This window comes from Alistipes sp. Marseille-P2263 (assembly GCF_018101075.1).
Taxonomy (GTDB): domain Bacteria; phylum Bacteroidota; class Bacteroidia; order Bacteroidales; family Rikenellaceae; genus Alistipes; species Alistipes dispar.
In genome coordinates this window covers 277087-295965 of the sequence record NZ_JAGQEJ010000001.1, presented here as the reverse complement: position 1 = coordinate 295965, position 18879 = coordinate 277087, and the positions used below count along the sequence as shown (strand labels likewise).

Here is an 18879-nt window from a genome sequence, read left to right as displayed (position 1 = left end):
GCTTTTTTCGTTACGATTTTATCGGAATTGTTCCGGAAATTCGTTATATTTGAAGCAGAGAATCCGAAAACTGCATACGATATGGAAAAGCGAATCGTGGAGTGCGTCCCCAATTTCAGCGAGGGACGCGACAAGGAGGTGATCCGCCGGATCGTCGAAGCGATCGAGGGGGCGGGCGGCGTGAAGGTCCTGGACGTCGATCCGGGCGAAGCGACGAACCGCACGGTCGTCACCTTCGTCGGCGCGCCCGAGGAGGTCGTCGAGGCGGCTTTCTCCGGGGTGAAACGGGCGTCCGAACTGATCGACATGCGCCGCCACAAAGGGGCGCACCCCCGCATGGGGGCCACCGACGTCCTGCCGCTCATTCCCGTTTCGGGCATCACGCTCGAGGAGTGCGCCGCGCTGGCGCGCCGGCTGGCCGAACGCATCGCCTGCGAGCTGCGGATTCCGACCTATTGCTACGAGGCTTCGGCTCTGCGGCCCGAGCGGCGGAACCTGGCCGTCTGCCGCGCCGGGGAGTACGAGGCGCTGCCCGAGAAGCTGGCGCACGCGGAGACGGCCCCCGATTTCGGGGCGCGTCCCTTCGACGAAGGGGTGGCCCGTACGGGAGCCACGACGGTCGGGGCCCGCGATTTCCTGATTGCCGTCAATTTCAATCTCAACACCACCTCCACACGGCGCGCCAACGCCATCGCTTTCGACGTGCGCGAGAAGGGGCGGCCGGTGCGCGAGGGAAATCCCGTCACGGGTGAAATCGTGAAGGATGCCGACGGCAACCCCGTCATGCGGCCCGGCACGCTCCGCGCCACGAAGGCCATCGGGTGGTATATCGAGGAGTACGGCATCGCGCAGGTCTCGATGAATCTGACCGATATCGCCGTGACGCCCCTGCATGTCGCCTTCGACGAGGTGTGCCGCAAGGCCGACGCCCGCGGGGTGCGCGTCACCGGCACGGAGATCGTGGGTCTCGTGCCCAAGCGGGCGCTTGTCGAGGCGGGACGCCACTTCCTGCGCAAACAGCGCCGTTCGACGGGTATCGCCGAGGAGGAGATCGTCCGCATCGCCGTCAAGTCGATGGGACTGGACGATCTGAAGCCCTTCCGCCCCGAGGAGAAGGTGATCGAATACCTGCTTGAAGCGGAGGATAAGCAGAAGCGGCTTATCGACATGACCTGTAATGGATTCGCCGATGAAACGGCGAGCGAATCCCCGGCTCCCGGAGGCGGCTCGATCGCGGCCTATATGGGAGCGCTGGGCGCTGCGCTCGGCACGATGGTCGCCAACCTCTCGTCGCACAAGGCGGGGTGGGACGACCGCTGGGAAGAGTTCTCCGACTGGGCCGACCGGGGACAGGCGTTGCTGCGGGAGCTGCTGCATCTGGTGGACGAGGACACGGCGGCTTTCAACCGCATCATGGCCGTCTTCTCGATGCCCAAATCGACCGACGAGGAGCGGGCGGCGCGCAGTGCGGCCCTGCAGGAGGCGACGCTCTATGCCACGGAGGTCCCGCTGCGGACGATGAAGGCTGCCGCGAAGGTCTTCCCCGTCGTCCGGGCGATGGCCTCGGAGGGCAATCCCAATTCGGTCTCGGATGCCGGCGTGGGCGCACTTGCGGCGCGCAGCGCGGTGCTCGGGGCCTGTCTCAACGTGAAAATCAACGCCGCCGGTCTGAAGGACCGTGCGAAGGCCGACGCCCTCGTGGCCGAAGCTGAGGCGCTGGCCGCCGAAGCCGTGGAGGCCGAGGCCGAAGTGCTGCGAATCGTGGAAGAGAAGATAAAATAGCGGAACGATGACTTTAGCCGAATTTCAAGCCGATATCCGCGCGGGCATTCCCGACCGGCTGCCCGCCGCGAAGCCTTACGACAGACAGATCAACCATGCGCCCAAGCGCAAGGACATTCTCACGCCGGCCGAGAAGGAGCTGGCCCTGCGCAACGCCCTGCGCTACTTCCCCGCCAGGCACCACGCCGTGCTGGCCCGGGAGTTCGCCGCCGAGCTGCGCAAGTACGGCCGGATCTACATGTACCGCCTGCGTCCCGACTACGAGATGCACGCGCGGCCGATCGACGAATACCCTGCGAAGTGCCGGCAGGCCGCGGCCATCATGCTGATGATCCAGAACAACCTGGACAAGGCCGTGGCGCAGCATCCCCACGAACTGATTACCTACGGCGGCAACGGCGCGGTGTTCCAGAACTGGGCGCAGTACCGCCTGACGATGAAGTACCTCTCGGAGATGACCGACCGTCAGACGCTGGTGATGTATTCGGGCCATCCGCTCGGGCTTTTCCCGTCGCATCCCGACGCGCCGCGCGTCGTGGTGACCAATGGCATGGTGATCCCCAACTACTCGAAACCCGACGACTGGGAGCGGATGAACGCCCTCGGCGTCTCGCAGTACGGGCAGATGACCGCCGGATCGTACATGTACATCGGGCCGCAGGGCATCGTCCACGGTACGACGATCACGGTGATGAACGCCGCGCGCAAGCGCTTCACCGGGGACCGCACCTCGGCGCGCGGCATGCTGTTCGTCTCGTCGGGGCTGGGCGGCATGTCCGGCGCGCAGCCCAAGGCGGGCAACATATCGGGCGTGGTGTCGGTCGTCGCCGAGATCAACCCCAAAGCCGCGCGGAAGCGTTTCGAGCAGGGATGGGTGGACGAACTGCATGAATCGCTGGATGAGCTGATCCCGCGTATCCGTCAGGCTGTCAAATCGAAAGAGGTCGTATCGCTGGCCTATGTGGGCAACGTGGTGGATCTTTGGGAGCGGCTGGCCGACGAAGGGATCGACGTGGATCTCGGTTCCGACCAGACCTCGTTGCACAACCCCTGGGCAGGCGGTTATTACCCCGTGGGGCTGAGCTACGAGGCGTCGAACAAGATGATGGCCGAGGAGCCGGCGCGTTTCCGCGAGTGCGTGCAGGAGTCGCTGCGGCGGCAGGTCGATGCCATCAACCGCCTGACGGCGCGCGGCATGTACTTCTTCGACTACGGCAACGCCTTCCTGCTGGAGGCGTCGCGGGCCGGAGCCGCCGTCATGGGCGAGGGCGGGCGTTTCCGCTATCCCTCCTACGTGCAGGACATCATGGGGCCCATGTTCTTCGACTACGGCTTCGGACCCTTCCGCTGGGTCTGCACTTCGGGCCGCGCGGAGGACCTCGACACGACGGACCGTCTCGCGGCCGAAGTGCTGGAGGAGATGCTGCGCACGGCGCCGGACGACATCCGCGGACAGCTCGAAGACAACCTCCACTGGATCCGCGAGGCCGGACGCAACCGGCTGGTCGTCGGTTCGCAGGCCCGGATCCTCTATGCCGACTGCGAGGGCCGCACGCGGATCGCGCAGGCTTTCAACCGCGCCATCGCCGACGGCCGCATTTCGGCCCCCGTGGTGCTGGGGCGCGACCACCACGACGTCTCGGGAACCGATTCGCCCTACCGCGAGACGTCGAACATCTACGACGGATCGTGCTTCACGGCCGACATGGCCGTGCAGAACGTCATCGGCGACGCTTTCCGCGGCGCGACGTGGGTTTCGATCCACAACGGCGGCGGAGTGGGCTGGGGCGAGGTCGTGAACGGCGGCTTCGGCATGGTGATCGACGGCTCGGAGGAGTCCGGCCGCCGCATCCGCGAAATGCTCTTCTGGGACGTCAATAACGGCATCGCGCGCCGCAGTTGGGCACGCAACGACGGAGCCGTGGAGGCCATCCGCCGCGAGATGGCCCGCACGCCGGGCTTGCAGGTGACACTGCCCAATTCAGCGGACGACAATGTGATACGCAATGCACTGAACGAAACCGAATCATAAAGATTATCTGTCATGGAACATCATCATATTTCGGCGGAGCGGCTGACCGTCGCCCGCCTCGGCGAAATTCTCGAACGGCGGCTGCCGGTGGCCCTGAGCGACGACGCCCGGGCGCGTATCGTGCGTTGCCGCGAATACCTCGACCGCAAGATGGAGCATCCCGAGCGGCCGATCTACGGCATCACCACGGGCTTCGGGTCGTTGTGCGACATTTCGGTGGGACGCGACGAGCTGGCGCAGTTGCAGAGGAACCTCGTCATGTCGCACGCCTGCGGTACGGGCGAGCGCGTACCGTCGGAGATCGTGCGGCTGATCCTGCTGCTGAAGATCCAGTCGCTTTCGTACGGCCATTCGGGCGTGCAGTTGGCCACCGTGGAGCGGCTCGCGGAGTTCTACAACCGGGGGATTCTCCCCGTCGTTTACCAGCAGGGGTCGCTCGGCGCTTCGGGCGACCTGGCGCCGCTGGCCCACATGAGCCTGCCGCTGCTGGGACTGGGCGAAGTGGAGTGCGAGGGGCGGGTGCGCCCGGCCTCGGAGGTACTCGGCGAGCTGGGGTGGAACCCCCTCGAGTTACAGTCGAAGGAGGGGCTGGCGCTGCTCAACGGCACGCAGTTCATGGCGGCCTACGGCGTCTGGGCGCTTCTGGCCGCGCGCCGTCTGAGCGGCTGGGCCGACCGTATCGGGGCGTTGTCGCTCGACGCCTTCGACGGCCGCATCGAGCCGTTCTGCGACGAGGTGCACCGCATCCGCGCCCATCGGGGCCAGCTCGCCACGGCACGCGCCTTCCGCCGCCTGCTGGAGGGCAGCGAACTGATCGCGCGTCCGAAACAGCACGTGCAGGACCCCTATTCGTTCCGCTGCATCCCGCAGGTGCACGGGGCGACGAAGGACACGATCGACTATGCGGAGAGCGTGCTGGAGACGGAGATCAACTCGCCGACGGACAATCCGACGATCTTCCCCGAGGAGGATATGGTCGTCTCGGCGGGCAATTTCCACGGGCAGCCGATCGCCCTGGCGATGGATTTCCTGGCCATCGCGCTGGCCGAGCTGGGCAATATCTCCGAGCGGCGCATCTACAAGCTCATTTCGGGTGCGCGGGGACTGCCGAAGTTCCTCGTGGCCAATCCCGGGCTGAACAGCGGCTTCATGATCCCGCAGTACACCGCCGCGTCGATCGTCAGCCAGTCGAAGGGGTTGTGCATGCCTGCGTCGGTCGATTCGATACCCTCGTCGCAGGGACAGGAGGACCACGTGAGCATGGGCTCGAACGCCGCCACGAAACTCTACCGCGTGGTGCTGAACACCGAGCGCGTGCTGGCCATCGAACTGATGAACGCCGCGCAGGCCCTCGAATTCCGGCGTCCGGCGCGCACGTCTCCCGAGCTGGAGCGGATGGTGGCCGACTACCGCCGCCGCGTGCCGTTCGTCGATAACGATTGCGTCATGTATCCCCACATCGGAGCTTCGGTGGAATTTCTGCGCGCACGATGAGACTGTTAGTGAGGAATATCGGCCGCATCGTCGGCATCGAGCGCGAAGGGCGGCTGCGGCTGTGCGGTGCGGAGATGGACCGCATGGAGACGCTCGGCGACGCGTGGCTGCTCGCCGACGGAGGCCGCATCGCCGCCTTCGGCCGCAGCGGCGGGGAGGAGGGGATCGCCGCCGACCGTGTCGTGGACGCCGGGGGCGGCATGCTCTTTCCCTCGTTCTGCGATTCGCATACGCACCTGGTCTATGCCGGAAGCCGCGAGCAGGAGTTTCTGGACAAGATCAACGGCCTCTCGTACGAGGAGATCGCCCGCCGGGGCGGGGGGATTCTCAACTCGGCCGACCGGCTGCACGAAACCTCCGAGGAGGAGTTGTTCCGGCAGGCGATGGAGCGCGTGAGGGAGATCGCGGCGATGGGAACGGGCGCCGTGGAGATCAAGAGCGGCTACGGACTCTCGACCGAGGACGAGCTGAAGATGCTGCGCGTCGTGCGCCGCATCCGGCAGGAGACGCCGCTGGAGGTGCGCGCCACCTTCCTCGGGGCGCACGCCGTGGCGCGCGCCTACCGCGGGCGGCAGGGCGAGTACGTCGATCTGGTGTGCCGCGAGATGCTGCCGGCCGTGGCGCGCGAGGGGCTGGCCGACTTCGTGGACGTCTTCTGCGACGAGGGCTTCTTCACGGTGGCGGAAACCGAGCGGATCATCGCGGAGGGCGCCCGCTACGGACTGCGGGCGAAGATCCATGCCAACGAGCTGGCCGTCTCGGGCGGCGTGCAGGCGGGCGTGCGTTGCGGTGCGCTGTCGGTGGACCACCTCGAACGCATCGGCGCCGAGGAGATCGGAGCGTTGCGCGGGGCGGAGACCATGCCCACGCTGCTGCCCGGGGCCGCGTTCTTCCTGGGCATGGACTATCCCCCGGCGCGCGAGATGATCCGCGCGGGGCTGGGCGTGGCGCTCGCTTCGGACTACAATCCCGGGTCGTCGCCTTCGGGCGACATGCGCATGGTGGCTTCGCTGGCTTCGATCCGGATGCGGATGACCCCTGCGGAGGCGCTCTGCGCCGCGACGCTCAACGGCGCCTATGCCATGGGGGTGAGCCGCGACTTCGGTTCGGTGTCGGTGGGCAAGGTCGCCAGCTTCTTCCTCACGCGGCCGATGCCCTCCGTGGAGTTCTTTACCTATGCCTACCGCACGCCGCTCATCGAACGCGTCTTCCTGCGCGGCGAGGAGTTCGGCGGCGCGGCATGATTTTTGCTTGGGTCCGGGTATGGGATTTTGTTTTTTCTCGGACCCGTCGCGCTCCGGTTCCGGCGGGAAGTGCGGCCGGGAGCCTCTCTCCGGAGGGGATTCCCGAAAGCTCCCGATCGGCGGTCTGCGGACGGCCGGATCGGCCGGTCCGAAATGCGTAAGCCGGAGCGTTGCGGGATACGATCGTTGGTTTTGGCTCCTGCCGGGCCTTGCGTTCGGCGGAACCGTAAATGCGCAGCAGATGGAACCATTGACACCCCGTGAGAGGCGGGTTATCGAAGAGAAGGGTACGGAAGCGCCCTACACGGGACGTTATTACCTTCACCGCGAGGCGGGGACCTATGTCTGCCGCCGCTGCGGGGCGCCGCTTTACCGTTCGGAGGACAAGTTCGATGCAGGATGCGGCTGGCCGAGTTTCGATGACGAGATTCCCGGAGCCGTGCGCCGCACACCGGATGCGGACGGCCTCCGGACCGAGATCGTCTGCCGCCGCTGCGACGCCCATTTGGGCCACGTTTTCACGGGCGAGGGGTTCACGCCCAAAAATACGCGCCACTGCGTCAATTCGCTTTCGCTGGGGTTCGTCCCGGCTGCGGGGGCGGAGCCGGAGGTCGCGGCGGGGGAGTGCGGCGCGGCGGCCGGAACGGGAATTGCCTCGGAACGGAATGCTGCGGCCGGCGGACCGGCGATTCTTTCAGACCGCTCCGACAGTTCCGTGCCGTCCGACGGCTCTGCGATCTCCGGTGAACCGGACCGGGCGGGGGATGTTTCGGACCGCTCTGCGGATTCGGTCCGTGCTGGCGAGCCGGATGCCGCGGTGAAAACCGAAACGGCGATCTTTGCCGGAGGGTGTTTCTGGGGCGTGGAGTACATGCTCGCGTCGCAGCCGGGGGTGCTGGATGCGGAGGCGGGCTATACGGGCGGCCGTACCGAACACCCGACTTACGAAGAGGTGTGCGGCCACCGCACGGGACATGCCGAGGCGGTGCGTGTGACGTTCGATCCCGCACAGGTCTCCTACGAGGAACTGGCGCGCCTTTTCTTCGAGATTCACGACCCGACGCAGGCGGGACGGCAGGGGCCTGACGTCGGTCCCCAGTACCGTTCCGAGATTTTCTATACCTCGCCCGAGCAGCGCAAGACGGCTGTCCGGCTGATCGCCGAACTGCGTGCGAGGGGGTATCGCGTGGTGACGCGCGTGACTCCTGCCGGATCGTTCTGGCCTGCCGAGGCGTACCACCAGGACTACTACGAGCGCCGGGGCACGCAGCCTTACTGCCACGTTTACACCAAGCGGTTCTGACCGCCGGGTCTGCGCCTGTTTTTTCCGGCGGATCCGTTTTTCGTACCTGCGCGTGTCCGGTCGTCCGGGGATTGCATATATGACCTCCCTTCGTCCGGCGATTTTTTGGGGGCGTACGCTACGGTGCGTGTCGTTTTTCCCGGCGAAGCCGGTCTCCGTACCTGCGGCTGCGCCTGTTTTTCTCCGCCCGGAAGGTGGCCGATACGGAATTTATTCGCTACCTTTGCACGCAAAACCGCAAGCCGATGGAACGTGCGAAAGGCATTTTCTGGGCGGCTCTCTCCTCCTCGACTTTCGGGCTGGCGCCGCTGTTCACCCTCTTGCTGCTGGGAGCGGGGTACTCCTCGTTCGAGGTGCTGACCTACCGCTGGGGCGTGGCGTCGCTGTGTCTGGGAGTCTGCGGTGTCGCGGCCGGATGCGATTTCCGCCTCGGGCGGAAGGAACTGCGGGCGGTCTTCCTGTTGAGCCTTTTCCGCGCCGCCACGTCGTTTTCGCTCGTCATAGCCTACCGCAATATCGCCAGCGGCGTGGCTTCGACCATCCATTTCATGTATCCGCTGGCCGTGGCGCTGGCGATGATCTGCTTTTTCCGCGAGCGGGGATCGGTGCGTACTTTCGCCGCGATCGGCCTGTCGATCGCGGGGGCGGTGCTCCTCTCCTCGGGCAATGTGGATTTCACGCAGGGCGACACCCTCGCGGGCATGATCGCCGCCGCGGTGTCGGTCTTCTCCTATGCCGGTTATATCGTCGGCGTGCGCCGGAGCCGCGCCGCACGGATCGACTCCACGGCGCTCACATGCTATGTGATGGCTTTCGGAGCGCTGTTTTTCCTCGTCGGCGGGTCGCTGACGGGCGGCGTCCGGATCGAGACGGACCTCCGTGCATGGCTCTGCATTCTCGGGCTGGCGCTCCCGGCCACGGCCGTCTCGAACATGGCGCTCGTGCAGGCGATCCGCAGGATCGGTCCGACGCTGACCTCCGTGTTCGGCGCGATGGAGCCGTTGACGGCCGTGGTGATCGGCGTCGCGGTCTTCGCGGAGCCTTTCACGGCGAAAGGGGCCGCGGGTATTCTGCTCATCGTGGCGGCCGTGCTGCTCGTCGTGCTGCGCCGGGACCGCGGCGGGGCGTGATGCCGCGATCCCGGCGTGCGTCACAGACTGAATGTCATCGAGATCGGGTAGTGGTCCGAAATGTAGGGCGCGCCGTAGTCGCCCGTGAGGGTGGCGAAGCGCAGGCATTTGAGCTTCCCCCGGAAATAGAGGTGGTCGATCACGATGGTGTCGGGCGCCGAACCGAACCCGTTGAAGGTCCCTTCGCGGTCCGTTTCGGGCGCCTTGTCGCGCGCAGACTTCATGGTTTTCGTGAGCGGCCGGAAGATCGGACTGTCGGTCGGGGTGTTGAAGTCTCCGCCGAGGATGGCCGGAGCCTTGCCCGCGATGGCGGCGATCTGCGCGACGACGAGTTTCACTCCTTCCGCGCGCGCCGTTTTGCCCTTGTGGTCGAGGTGGGTGTTGAAGTAGAAGAAGGTCTTGCCCGACGTCCTGTCGCGCAGTTCCGCCCAGGTCATCGTGCGGTTGCAGGCTCCGTCCCATCCGCGCGAGGGGCGGTCGGGCGTCTCGCTGAGCCACAGCGTGCCGCTGTCGAGCAGGTCGAAACGGTCGCGGAGGTAGTAGATCGCCATGGTCTCGCCGGCCTTGTCGCCGTCGTCGCGCCCCACGCCCACGCGGGCGTACTGCGGGCACTCCTCGTCGAGGTATTGCAACTGGTCGGCGAGCGCCTCCTGCACGCCGAACACGTCCGGCGCTTCCTGGCGGATCATCTGCCGTGTGGCGTGGCGGCGGTGTTCCCAGTCGTTCGGGCCGTCCCCTCCGCCGCTGTTGCGCATATTGTAGGAGATGAGTTTCAGGGGGCGGGCCTCCTCTGCGGCCGGAGCCGGGAGCGAGAGACACGCTGCAAGGAGCAGAAGCAGGTACTTTTTCATGGTTGTTTCCGGTTGAAAGTGACTTTTGACAAAGGTAGCGAATTTTCCGGATTTTTCCCGGTGCGGGCCGCTTTTCGGGCGGATTCCACCCGCCGGATGCCTCTGTCCGGTCCGGTGGCCGGGCGGGAAACCTCCGCCGTGCGGCTGTCCTGACCCGGTTCGATCCCCGGAAATACGGGCGCGCTTTTTGCACATTGTCTTTCGTATCCCGTTCGCGGGCATCCCATTGTTTTTTACGGAACGAGCATTTTGCAGGGCGGCTGTTCATCCCGTCCGGGGATGGCTCATACGAATATCCTCTCCCGGCGTCTGAACCGCGAGGCGATCAATCTGGGTTTCGGCGGCAACGGGTAGCTGGACTGCGGGATCGCGCACCTGACGGCCGAAGTGGATGCGGGAGTCTTCGTTCTCGACTTCGTTCCCAACGTGACGGTCGAACAGACCGAGACGAAGCTGCTTCCGTTCTATCGCATTCTCCGAGACCGCCGTCCGGACACGCCGATCGTCTTCGTCGAGGACCCAGTCTTTCCCCATACGTTCTTCGACGTGCAGGCCGCCGCGTCCGTCCGCCGGCCCAACGCGGCCCTTGCCGAACACTGCCGGCGGCTCAGGGAAAGCGGCGAGCGCAATATCTACTACTCCCTGCGATGTGCGTTCTGCGGCGCTGTCGGAGATCACGGGTCCCGACGGTAACGGGGCTCCGGGGTAAAATTCGCCGACGGCTACACCTACGACGGTCGGCCGAGCGGAGCGGCCGACCGGGAACCGGCAGGGTACGATGCCTCCGTCGTGCGGGGACAAGGGCATTCCGGTCTGCGCCCGACAGCGGATTTCCGGCTTTTTCCGGCAATGTCCGCTGCATCGGCCGTTTCCGCGGGAAGGAACGACACGGAAAGCCCGTCCGCGGCTTGTTTTTACCGGCACGCAACCAACACGATTATAGTTTATGACATCAGTGAAAATCACATTCCGCCCGTCTGCCTTCAAGGAAGAAGAGGGTACGTTATGCTTCCGCCTCGTTCTCGGCCGCCGTATCCGCCGGATCGGAACCGGATACCGGCTTTTCCTTTCGGAGTGGGACGAATGCCAGCAAAGCGTCGTCATCCGTCCGCAGTCGGATGACGAACGGAAAAACTACCTGACGGTCCTGCAGAGCCGGATCGGTGCGGATGCGAGGCGGCTGAACCGGATCATCGCCTCTTTCGAGCGGGAGCGCCGCAGCTATACGTATGAGGACATCCTGGCCGCCTGGCGGGCTTCGAAGGGTGATTCCCTGTTCGATTTCATGGAGGAGATGATCGACCGTTTCAAGCGGCAGGGGCGGATGCGCACCAGCGAAACCTATGCGGCCGCGCTGCGCAGTTTCGCCCGGTTCCGGAACCGGCGGGACATCCGGCTGGAGGAGATCGACTCCGACACCATGACCGCCTACGAAGCCTATCTCAGGCGGACGGGCGCGAGCAGGAATACGTCGTCGTTCTACATGCGTATCCTGCGGGCGGCTTACAACCGGGCCGTGGAGCGAGGAATCGTCTCCCAGAAGCAGCCTTTCAGGCACGTGTACACCGGCGTCGATAAAACCGTCAAGCGGGCCATGCCTCTGGATGCGCTTCGGCGGCTGAAAAATGCGGACCTGCGATCGTTTCCCCGGCTGGACTACGCCAGAGATATGTTCCTGCTGAGTTTCTATACCCGTGGCATGTCGTTCGTGGACATGGCATACCTGAAAAAGGACGACCTGTCGTCCGGAACGCTTACCTACTGCCGGAAAAAGACCGGCCAGCGGCTTTCGATCCGTTGGGAGGGATGCATGCAGGAGATCGTCGCCAAATACCCCGATCGCCATCCGGCCTATTTGCTGCCCATCATCCGGAAGGACGGCGGAGACGAACGGCGCCAGTATAAGAACCGCGGGCAGTTGATTAACCGGTATTTGAAAAAAATAGGCCGGGAGATGGGATTTTCCGTTCCGCTCACCATGTATGTCGCCCGACATACGTGGGCGAATATCGCCCGCAGCAAGAATGTTCCTCTGGCGGTCATCAGCGAGAGCATGGGCCACGATTCGGAGACGACGACCCGGATTTATCTCGCGTCGCTGGATTCCGCTGCGGTGGATCGGGCGAACCGGGTGGTTATAAATTCATTATTCGAAGACCCGGAGGTGTGAAAACGACTCTCTTGCAAAGAGATTTACTTGTCCAAAAGTAATGGTTTCTTTCCGGAAAAACAATATTTTCTTGTGAAAAAATGCGTGCCGATTTTTCCCGCCGATCGACCGGTCGATCGGCGAGGGGGGGGGGGGATTTCGCTGATTGTCAGCATGTTGTTTATTGTGAATATCTCTTTGCAAGAGATATTAAAAACGAGGCCCATGAATAAACGATTATTATTGCTGTTGTTGTTCGCCGGAATCTGCACGGCCGCGAGTGCCCAGAAAGTCGCAGTCAAAACCAACCTGCTGTACGATGCCACGACGACCCTGAACCTCGGCGCGGAGTTTTCGCTGGCTCCGAAGTGGACGCTCGACATTTCGGGAAACTGGAATCCCTGGACTTTCTCGGACAACCGCAAATGGAAACAGTTGGCGATCCAGCCGGAGGTGCGTTACTGGCTGTGCGAGCGGTTCAACGGACACTTTTTCGGTGCGCATCTGATCGGCGGGTTGTACAACTTCAGCAATCTGAATCTGGATTTCAAGCTGTTCGGTACGGATTTCAGCCGGTTGAAGGACCACCGTTACGAGGGCTGGATGGCGGGTGTCGGAATCGCCTACGGGTATCATTGGATGCTTTCGCGGCATTGGAGTCTGGAAGGTTCGCTCGGAATCGGCTACGTATATACGCGGGCGGACAAGTACAACTGTCCCCGTTGCAGCCGACGGCTGGAGAACGACAGACCGCACGATTACTTCGGCCCGACGAAAGCGGCCGTCAACCTGATCTATGTATTCTAAATAGCTGAGAGATGAAACGTACTATGCTGACATACGGCTGCCTGCTGGGCGCTCTTCTGGTCTCGTCGCCGCTCGCGGCCCGGCATACGCTGCGGAGCGGAGCCGCCGTCGGGGATTCCCGCGTGTTCAGGCTGCGCGACAGCGTCGTGGTGGAGATGCGGATCGACCTTGCTGGAATGGAGGTGCGGTCCGACCGTTCCGTCGTACTGATTCCGTCGCTTTGCGACGGCGAGCGGACGATCGCTCTGCCCGCCGTGGAGGTGATGGGGCGCCGGCGTGCCCTCTACTACGAGCGGAACGGATCGCGGACTTACGCCCGACAGCCCTATCGGGTAGTGCGGAAGGACCGGAAGGCAGCGCAGACGGTGGATTACCGCGTGGCGCTCCCCCGTGCGGAATGGATGGATCGTCTTCGGCTGGGAGTGACGGAAGACCTCTGCGGATGCGGCAGGACCGATCCCGGGAGTTGGGTTTCCCTGTGCGAGGCGGACGTTGAGTTCTCACCCTGCCTGGCCTATGTCACGCCGCGGGTGGAGATGCCGAAAAGCCGGGAGCTTCGGGGCAGGGCCTATCTGGACTTCGTGGTGGACCGGACCGAGATCGACCCGACATACCGCCGCAATCCGGAGGAGCTGGCCCGGATACACGCCACCGTCGATACGGTGTACAACGACCGGGATTTCGGCATCACCCGGATCTTCATCGAAGGCTATGCCTCGCCGGAGGACACCTACGAGCACAACACCGGTCTCGCGAAAGGACGCACCCGCGCCCTGAAGGAGTATCTCAAGGCGAGGTACGGATTCGCCGACTCGCTGTTCGTCACCTCCTTCGTGCCGGAGGACTGGGGTAACCTGCGCAGGTATGTGGCCGAAAGTTCGCTGCCCGACAAGAAGTCCCTTCTCGAGCTTATAGACGGCGGCATGGAGCTGGACCGCAAGGAACGCACCCTGCGTATGCGTCATCCCGAGTCGTACCGCATCCTGCTGAAGGAGTGTTATCCAGGGCTGCGCCGCACGGATTACAGAATAGACTACCGCATCCGGGGATTCGATGCGGACGAAGCGCGGGAACTCCTGCGCACCCGGCCGGAGAAGCTGAGCCTGCACGAGATGTTCGCCGTCGCGCAGACCTGTCCGGCGGGCGGCGCCGAATTCGCCGAAGTGTTCGAGACGGCCGCGAGGCTCTATCCGGACGATCCGGTGGTGAACCTGAATCTGGCGAATGTCCTGCTGGCCGGGAAAAAGCCGGAGGCGGCTCTGCCGTATCTGGAGAAAGCGGGGGACGGCGCGGAAGCGGAGAACGCCCGGGGCGTGGCCGCCGCATTGCTCGAACGCTACGACGAGGCGGAACGGCACTTGCGCCGTGCGGCGGAGGCGGGCCTGCGGGAGGCTGCGGAGAACCTGCGTGCGATCGCGGGAGACGGGAATTCCGGACGGAAATAAGACAGAACATTCATTTCAATATTTGCATTTATGAAAACAAACGGTACGAAAATCGGAGGGACGATGCTGGCGATGGCATTGTTCTTCGCCGCCTGCGCCGGCGACGACGGAAATCCCGGCGACCCGGCGGAAAAACCGGGGCAGCAGGTCGTGGACGGATACGTGAAAGTGGCGATCAACATGCCGACCTCCTCGGGACTCACCCGGGCGGATGATCGTTACGACGACGGAGAGTCCAACGAATACAAGGTAAACGAGGCGCTGATCGCCTTTTTCGGAGGAACCGAAGAGGCGAATGCCACATTCCTGAAGGCTTATCAGTTGGATGTGTCGGGCTGGACGGTCGATAATGGCGACGAGCAGATCACGCAGACCGCGAGCTATGTCATGGAGGCTCCTGCCGTCCCGAACGGCGTCAGTCTGTATGCGTTGGCTGTCGTCAATGCGAACGGTATTCTCACGGTCGGTGACGATGGCATGCTGATGCGGGACGGCAGTCCGGTTTTCGGCGAAGGGGCCGGTACGATTGAGGCTTTGCGGGCCCGGGTGGAGAAAACCGCGGACGCTTTCATTTCGGCTTCCGGGAACGATAACAGCAGTTTCTTCATGACGAACGCCCCGCTGTCGGACAAGTCCGGTTCGGACAGCCAACGCTCCTCCGCTGCGGCTTCCACGCTGGTGAAGGTCAAGGTGTACGACACCAAAGAGGCTGCCGGCGCCGAGGAAGCCGATCCGATTTTCGTGGAGCGCCTCGTGGGCAAGGTCTCCGTGTCGATAGCCAAGGGCATAACGGCGGGGGATTCCGGGAATACCGTGGAGGTGGAGAATCCCGGCAGCATCTACAACGGCGATCGGGTCGTCCTGGAAGGCTGGGTGCTGAATGTCACCAATAAGAGTACCAGACTGGTGCGCGATGTCGGCGGCCTGAGCGAGTGGGTGCGGTACGACAGCGGCGATTCGCGTTTCCTCGCGGGCAGCGCGGTGAAGCAGGACGTCGGTCGCTATCGCATCTTCTGGGCGGTGGACTGCAACTACTCCGATTCCGACGGGCATGGGGAGAGCGATTTCGACATATACGACAATGCGACGGACCCGTCGGACATCGACTGGAACACCTCCTGGGAAGAGAAGACGAACGTAGCGTACTGTCTGGAAAATACGTTCGACACGAAACACCAGAACAAGAACGAAACCACGTCCGTGCTGATAAAGGGACGGTACAACCGTTCGAAAGATGCCGTGGTAAAAAGCTTCTTTATCGTGAAGAACAACGGTGTGCTGCTCTCCGAGGAGGAGTTCGTCGAAACGGTGAAAGCGGCGGTCGCCGGGCTGGAGGATGCGGAAATCCGAGTGAATTCCGAGGCGGCGGGAGGATATTACAACACGGACGGCAGGAAGTTGAGCGACCTGCTGACGGTTACGGGAGCGAATGCCGATGCGCTGACGAAGGTCGTGCCGGAGCTGGGTACGGTGAAGTACTACAAGGACGGCGAGACCTATTACTGCACCGCGCTTGTCCGCCATTTCGACAACGGCGAGACGCCCTGGGATAACAGCGAATCATATACTGATGAGAAGCATCTGGGCCGTTACGGCGTAGTGCGCAACACATGGTATCAATTGACCGTCAACAGCGTTTCGGGTCCGGGCGAACCGGAGATCCCCGATGTCCCCGACGAGCCGGACGATACGACGGAAGGCTATATAAAGGTCTCCGTGGATGTCCTTTCGTGGGCGCTGCGCACGCAGGAGGTGGATTTGTGAACCGCTCGGTCCGAATATGAAAAACAGACGAAACCATGAAGACAGGTCAAGCCATCCGACGCGGAATGCGGTCATACGGCAGGTCGCTGCTGAGCGGCAGCCTGCTCGTGTGCTGCATGTCGTGCACCGACTGGATTTACGAGGATCGTAGCGGATGCGACCGCGGCGTGTATCTGAATTTCCGTTACGACTACAATCTTCAGCGTGCCGATATGTTCTCCGATCACGTGGGCGGCGTTACGGTCTATGTCTTCGACGCCGACGGCGACTTCGTGACCTCCCGGAGCGAGGCGAACACCGCCGGTTCCGCACCGCTCCGGGCGAAGGACTACCGTATGCATCTCGATCTCCCTGCGGGCGAGTACCGCTTCGTGGCGCTGGCCATGCAGAAGGAGGTGGCGGAGACGCAGCGGGGGCCCGGGGCGAAGTTCCGGATTGCCGGACCCGACGGAGGGAAGATGGAGGGGCTGAGCGTCACGCTCGACCATGCTCCCGACGGCCGGGTGGAACACGGAGGGCTGCCGCTCGATACGCTCTGGCACGCCATGAGTCCGCGCAGCGTCGTGACGTCCGATCTGTACGCCGTCAGCGAAACGCTGTCGCTCGTGCGCGACACGAAGCATATCGACGTCGTACTGCGGGAGATAGACGACCCGGCGGGCGTGGACGTGGCGGACTACGACTTCCGCATCACGGACCGCAACCTGCGTCTGCGCTACGACAACAGCGTGGACGAGAGCGGGCCGGCAGTCTATACGCCCTACGTCGCGTGGAACACCGAGGACCGTACCGGGCGCGAAGCTGCGGAGGGCGTCGGACGCATGGCGCATGTCGGTTTCATGACCTCGCGCATCCTCTACCACGACCGCGCCGAAGAGGATGCCGTGCTGACGGTGACGCATCGGGAAACCGGCCGGGAGGTGATCCGTGTCAATCTCGCGGACATGCTCGCCCGACTGCGCAGCGCCGACGAGCTGCATGCCTGCTCCGAACAGGAGTTCCTCGACCGGGGCTATGACTATCGCATGACGTTTTTCCTGAAAGGCGATACGTGGGAAGCGGTGGATCTGGAGATCAGCGTGCTGAACTGGAGCAGGCGGATACAGAACGTGATACTTTGACGGTCGAAAGGAAATTAGCGTATGAAAGAGGTAAAATCGCGGATATGCTGCTGGCTGTTGTGTTGTCTGGCGGCCGGATGTGCGGACCGGGACGCATCGCCGGCCGACGACGCTCCGCGGAACCCGGCTGCGTGCGGGGTCTCCCTGAGCCTTGCGTTCTCCGTGGACGGCAGCGGTCCGGATGCGTCCGGAACCGGCGAGGCGCCCGGATTCGACTCCGAAAACGCCATCCGCAATCTTTATGTGTTCACCGAGGTCTCCGGTCGGAGAACCGCCTATCCTTTCCGGCACGTGCTTCTGGACGAGGACGGGACGACCGGCCGGAAAACGGCGGTGCTGGAGTTGCCCGTCGATGTGCGGGAGGTCGGGGAGATGTTCCTGTACTTGGGCGCCAATCTCGACGACCGGCAGGCCGAGGCTTTCTGCGACGGCAATAAAGCCTATACGCTCGACGGAACCGAAACGCCTTACAACTACAATGTCGTGGAGTCGTTCGCTCCGGGAGTGGCGACGGACGGGGGCGCATCGTCTCTCCGCACGGATATCGCCATGTTCTGCACGCAGGGGCGGAAGGCCCGGCCCGTCGTGGGCGAAGACGGGGAGCGGGTCGTCGTCGAAGCTGAGTTCGAGCTCAGGCGGCTGGTGGCCAAGGTGCTGGTCACGTGCAGGGAGGATGACGGGCATTCGGGCTATGCGCCGTTGAAGGAGGGCGGAAGCCTTGCGACGAACGGAGGGTGGATAAGGCTGGAGGATGTCTATTTTCTGGTCAATTCGCTCAACAAGTCTTCTTTCATCATGGAAAAGGAGGACGAAGATCCGAACAACGACCTGACGTTCTACCTGGACGAGAAGGGCGGATACGACGGCAGCAAGACGTCGAAGGATTTCGTTTATGCCGCACCCGGCCTGCAGTATGAGGTGATCGGCTTTTTCAAACGGGCGCCCAAGTACGAGGAAAACCGGCTCCCGGACGAAAATCGGTGCGGCGGCTATCGTCCGGAGGAGGCGCTCTACTGTCCCGAGAACCTTTTCGGGGCGGTCGCCGACGAAGGGAAGAAAAAGGTGCTTGAGGAATACGAATACGTGTGGCCGATGATTACCCATGTCTCCGTGGCGGCCAAATACACTCCGGGCAGGCTGTGGATCGAGAAGGAGCTGGTCGCACATGTCCTCCGGCAGATCGACGCAGGAGCGGTGGCCGACGAGCGCGGTCTGAAAACGGCGCTGGAGAAGTGGAGCGAACAAGCGGAGGCGGCCGGGGATCCCGTGATGGAGGTGGAGTGCCCCGACGAATATGTTTCGCAGACCCTCCTGACAGAGTCGCTGAAAAAGGAAAACTATTACAGCGAAGGAACTTACGACCCCGATGGCGGCGGTTTCCCCCGGCATACTTACTTTTATTACGACAACCGGAAGGACGATACGCGGGAAGACCGGTACTATACCTACGGCGCCGTCATCCGGATGCTGGGCGATTCGTTCGACGCAGAGGAACCCGAAAAGCTGGGCAACTACCTTCCCTATACGCAGGGTTGGGGATACTATTACACCTATATCGACGGGGCCGGCGGCGATCCGGCCGGCGGCGCGACCCCTTACTCCCGCGGGGTGGTCCGGCGGAATACCTACTATATTTTGATCGTCAATTCGTTCAGCCATCCGGGCTCTTCGATCCACGACGGCGGGTATATCGACGTGCATACGCTCGTCGAGGAGTGGAAAGAGGGAGGATCCGGGGAGATCGAGTTGCAATGACG

General features: G+C 63.4%; 13 protein-coding genes and 1 pseudogene. 13 read left to right on the top strand and 1 reads right to left on the bottom strand.

Features of this window, described 5'->3' with window-relative positions; all coding sequences use genetic code 11:
• Positions 1-81: 81 nt before the first annotated feature.
• The 6 genes from ftcD to KB554_RS01245 all read left to right on the top strand — a co-directional run bounded on the left by ftcD (position 82) and on the right by KB554_RS01245 (position 8985).
• Entirely contained in the window at positions 82-1782 is a 1701-nt protein-coding gene (gene ftcD, locus KB554_RS01270; RefSeq protein ID WP_211034724.1) for a glutamate formimidoyltransferase, read from the top strand.
• Between the two features lie 7 nt (positions 1783-1789).
• Positions 1790-3814 carry a urocanate hydratase gene (locus KB554_RS01265; protein ID WP_141429640.1) on the top strand — a complete coding sequence of 675 codons (2025 nt, stop codon included), beginning with the start codon at positions 1790-1792 and terminating at the stop codon, positions 3812-3814.
• A gap of 12 nt (positions 3815-3826) precedes the next feature.
• Positions 3827-5308, top strand: a complete 1482-nt coding sequence (gene hutH, locus KB554_RS01260) for a histidine ammonia-lyase (RefSeq protein ID WP_211034723.1) — start codon at positions 3827-3829, stop codon at positions 5306-5308.
• Positions 5305-6552, top strand: coding sequence for an imidazolonepropionase (gene hutI / locus KB554_RS01255; protein WP_211034722.1), 1248 nt, complete (start codon positions 5305-5307; stop codon positions 6550-6552). Before hutH ends, hutI begins: the two co-directional genes overlap by 4 nt.
• Before the next feature lie 241 nt (positions 6553-6793).
• Positions 6794-7855, top strand: coding sequence for a bifunctional methionine sulfoxide reductase B/A protein (locus KB554_RS01250; protein WP_211034721.1), 1062 nt, complete (start codon positions 6794-6796; stop codon positions 7853-7855).
• Between the two features lie 245 nt (positions 7856-8100).
• Positions 8101-8985, top strand: coding sequence for a DMT family transporter (locus KB554_RS01245; RefSeq protein ID WP_211034720.1), 885 nt, complete (start codon positions 8101-8103; stop codon positions 8983-8985).
• A 20-nt stretch (positions 8986-9005) separates the two neighbouring features.
• Here the strand turns inward: KB554_RS01245 and KB554_RS01240 are convergent, their stop codons facing one another.
• Positions 9006-9836 carry an endonuclease/exonuclease/phosphatase family protein gene (locus KB554_RS01240; RefSeq protein WP_141429645.1) on the bottom strand — a complete coding sequence of 277 codons (831 nt, stop codon included), beginning with the start codon at positions 9834-9836 and terminating at the stop codon, positions 9006-9008.
• A gap of 204 nt (positions 9837-10040) precedes the next feature.
• On the opposite strand from KB554_RS01240, the pseudogene KB554_RS01235 reads away from it, so the two are divergent.
• The 7 genes and pseudogenes from KB554_RS01235 to KB554_RS01205 form a co-directional block, all read left to right on the top strand.
• Positions 10041-10529 (top strand): annotated as a pseudogene (locus KB554_RS01235) (SGNH/GDSL hydrolase family protein); the annotation flags it as partial.
• Positions 10530-10782: 253 nt separating this feature from the next.
• The gene (locus tag KB554_RS01230) at positions 10783-12006 is read left to right on the top strand and encodes a site-specific integrase (protein ID WP_211034719.1); all 1224 of its coding nucleotides are present in this window, start codon (positions 10783-10785) and stop codon (positions 12004-12006) included.
• Between the two features lie 204 nt (positions 12007-12210).
• Positions 12211-12792 (top strand): DUF3575 domain-containing protein, encoded by a 582-nt coding sequence (locus KB554_RS01225; protein ID WP_141429648.1) that lies wholly within the window; start codon positions 12211-12213, stop codon positions 12790-12792.
• An 11-nt stretch (positions 12793-12803) separates the two neighbouring features.
• Positions 12804-14237 (top strand): DUF3868 domain-containing protein, encoded by a 1434-nt coding sequence (locus KB554_RS01220; RefSeq protein ID WP_211034718.1) that lies wholly within the window; start codon positions 12804-12806, stop codon positions 14235-14237.
• Between the two features lie 30 nt (positions 14238-14267).
• Entirely contained in the window at positions 14268-16001 is a 1734-nt protein-coding gene (locus KB554_RS01215; protein WP_211034717.1) for an Mfa1 family fimbria major subunit, read from the top strand.
• 35 nt (positions 16002-16036) lie between these two features.
• A complete protein-coding gene (locus KB554_RS01210) occupies positions 16037-17122 on the top strand; it encodes a FimB/Mfa2 family fimbrial subunit (protein WP_232522878.1) in 1086 nt (361 codons plus the stop codon).
• Positions 17123-17143: 21 nt separating this feature from the next.
• Positions 17144-18877, top strand: coding sequence for a hypothetical protein (locus tag KB554_RS01205; protein ID WP_211034716.1), 1734 nt, complete (start codon positions 17144-17146; stop codon positions 18875-18877).
• Positions 18878-18879: the final 2 nt, after the last annotated feature.

What these genes read in the sequence shown, in the direction of transcription:
- KB554_RS01220 (WP_211034718.1), top strand. Translation starts at nt 12,804, where the DNA reads ATGAAACGTACTATGCTGACATACGGCTGCCTGCTGGGCGCTCTTCTG.
- KB554_RS01250 (WP_211034721.1), top strand. Translation starts at nt 6,794, where the DNA reads ATGGAACCATTGACACCCCGTGAGAGGCGGGTTATCGAAGAGAAGGGT.
- KB554_RS01230 (WP_211034719.1), top strand. Translation starts at nt 10,783, where the DNA reads ATGACATCAGTGAAAATCACATTCCGCCCGTCTGCCTTCAAGGAAGAA.
- hutI (WP_211034722.1), top strand. Translation starts at nt 5,305, where the DNA reads ATGAGACTGTTAGTGAGGAATATCGGCCGCATCGTCGGCATCGAGCGC.
- KB554_RS01240 (WP_141429645.1), bottom strand. Translation starts at nt 9,836, where the DNA reads ATGAAAAAGTACCTGCTTCTGCTCCTTGCAGCGTGTCTCTCGCTCCCG.
- KB554_RS01205 (WP_211034716.1), top strand. Translation starts at nt 17,144, where the DNA reads ATGAAAGAGGTAAAATCGCGGATATGCTGCTGGCTGTTGTGTTGTCTG.
- hutH (WP_211034723.1), top strand. Translation starts at nt 3,827, where the DNA reads ATGGAACATCATCATATTTCGGCGGAGCGGCTGACCGTCGCCCGCCTC.
- KB554_RS01225 (WP_141429648.1), top strand. Translation starts at nt 12,211, where the DNA reads ATGAATAAACGATTATTATTGCTGTTGTTGTTCGCCGGAATCTGCACG.
- KB554_RS01210 (WP_232522878.1), top strand. Translation starts at nt 16,037, where the DNA reads ATGAAGACAGGTCAAGCCATCCGACGCGGAATGCGGTCATACGGCAGG.
- KB554_RS01265 (WP_141429640.1), top strand. Translation starts at nt 1,790, where the DNA reads ATGACTTTAGCCGAATTTCAAGCCGATATCCGCGCGGGCATTCCCGAC.
- KB554_RS01215 (WP_211034717.1), top strand. Translation starts at nt 14,268, where the DNA reads ATGAAAACAAACGGTACGAAAATCGGAGGGACGATGCTGGCGATGGCA.
- KB554_RS01245 (WP_211034720.1), top strand. Translation starts at nt 8,101, where the DNA reads ATGGAACGTGCGAAAGGCATTTTCTGGGCGGCTCTCTCCTCCTCGACT.
- ftcD (WP_211034724.1), top strand. Translation starts at nt 82, where the DNA reads ATGGAAAAGCGAATCGTGGAGTGCGTCCCCAATTTCAGCGAGGGACGC.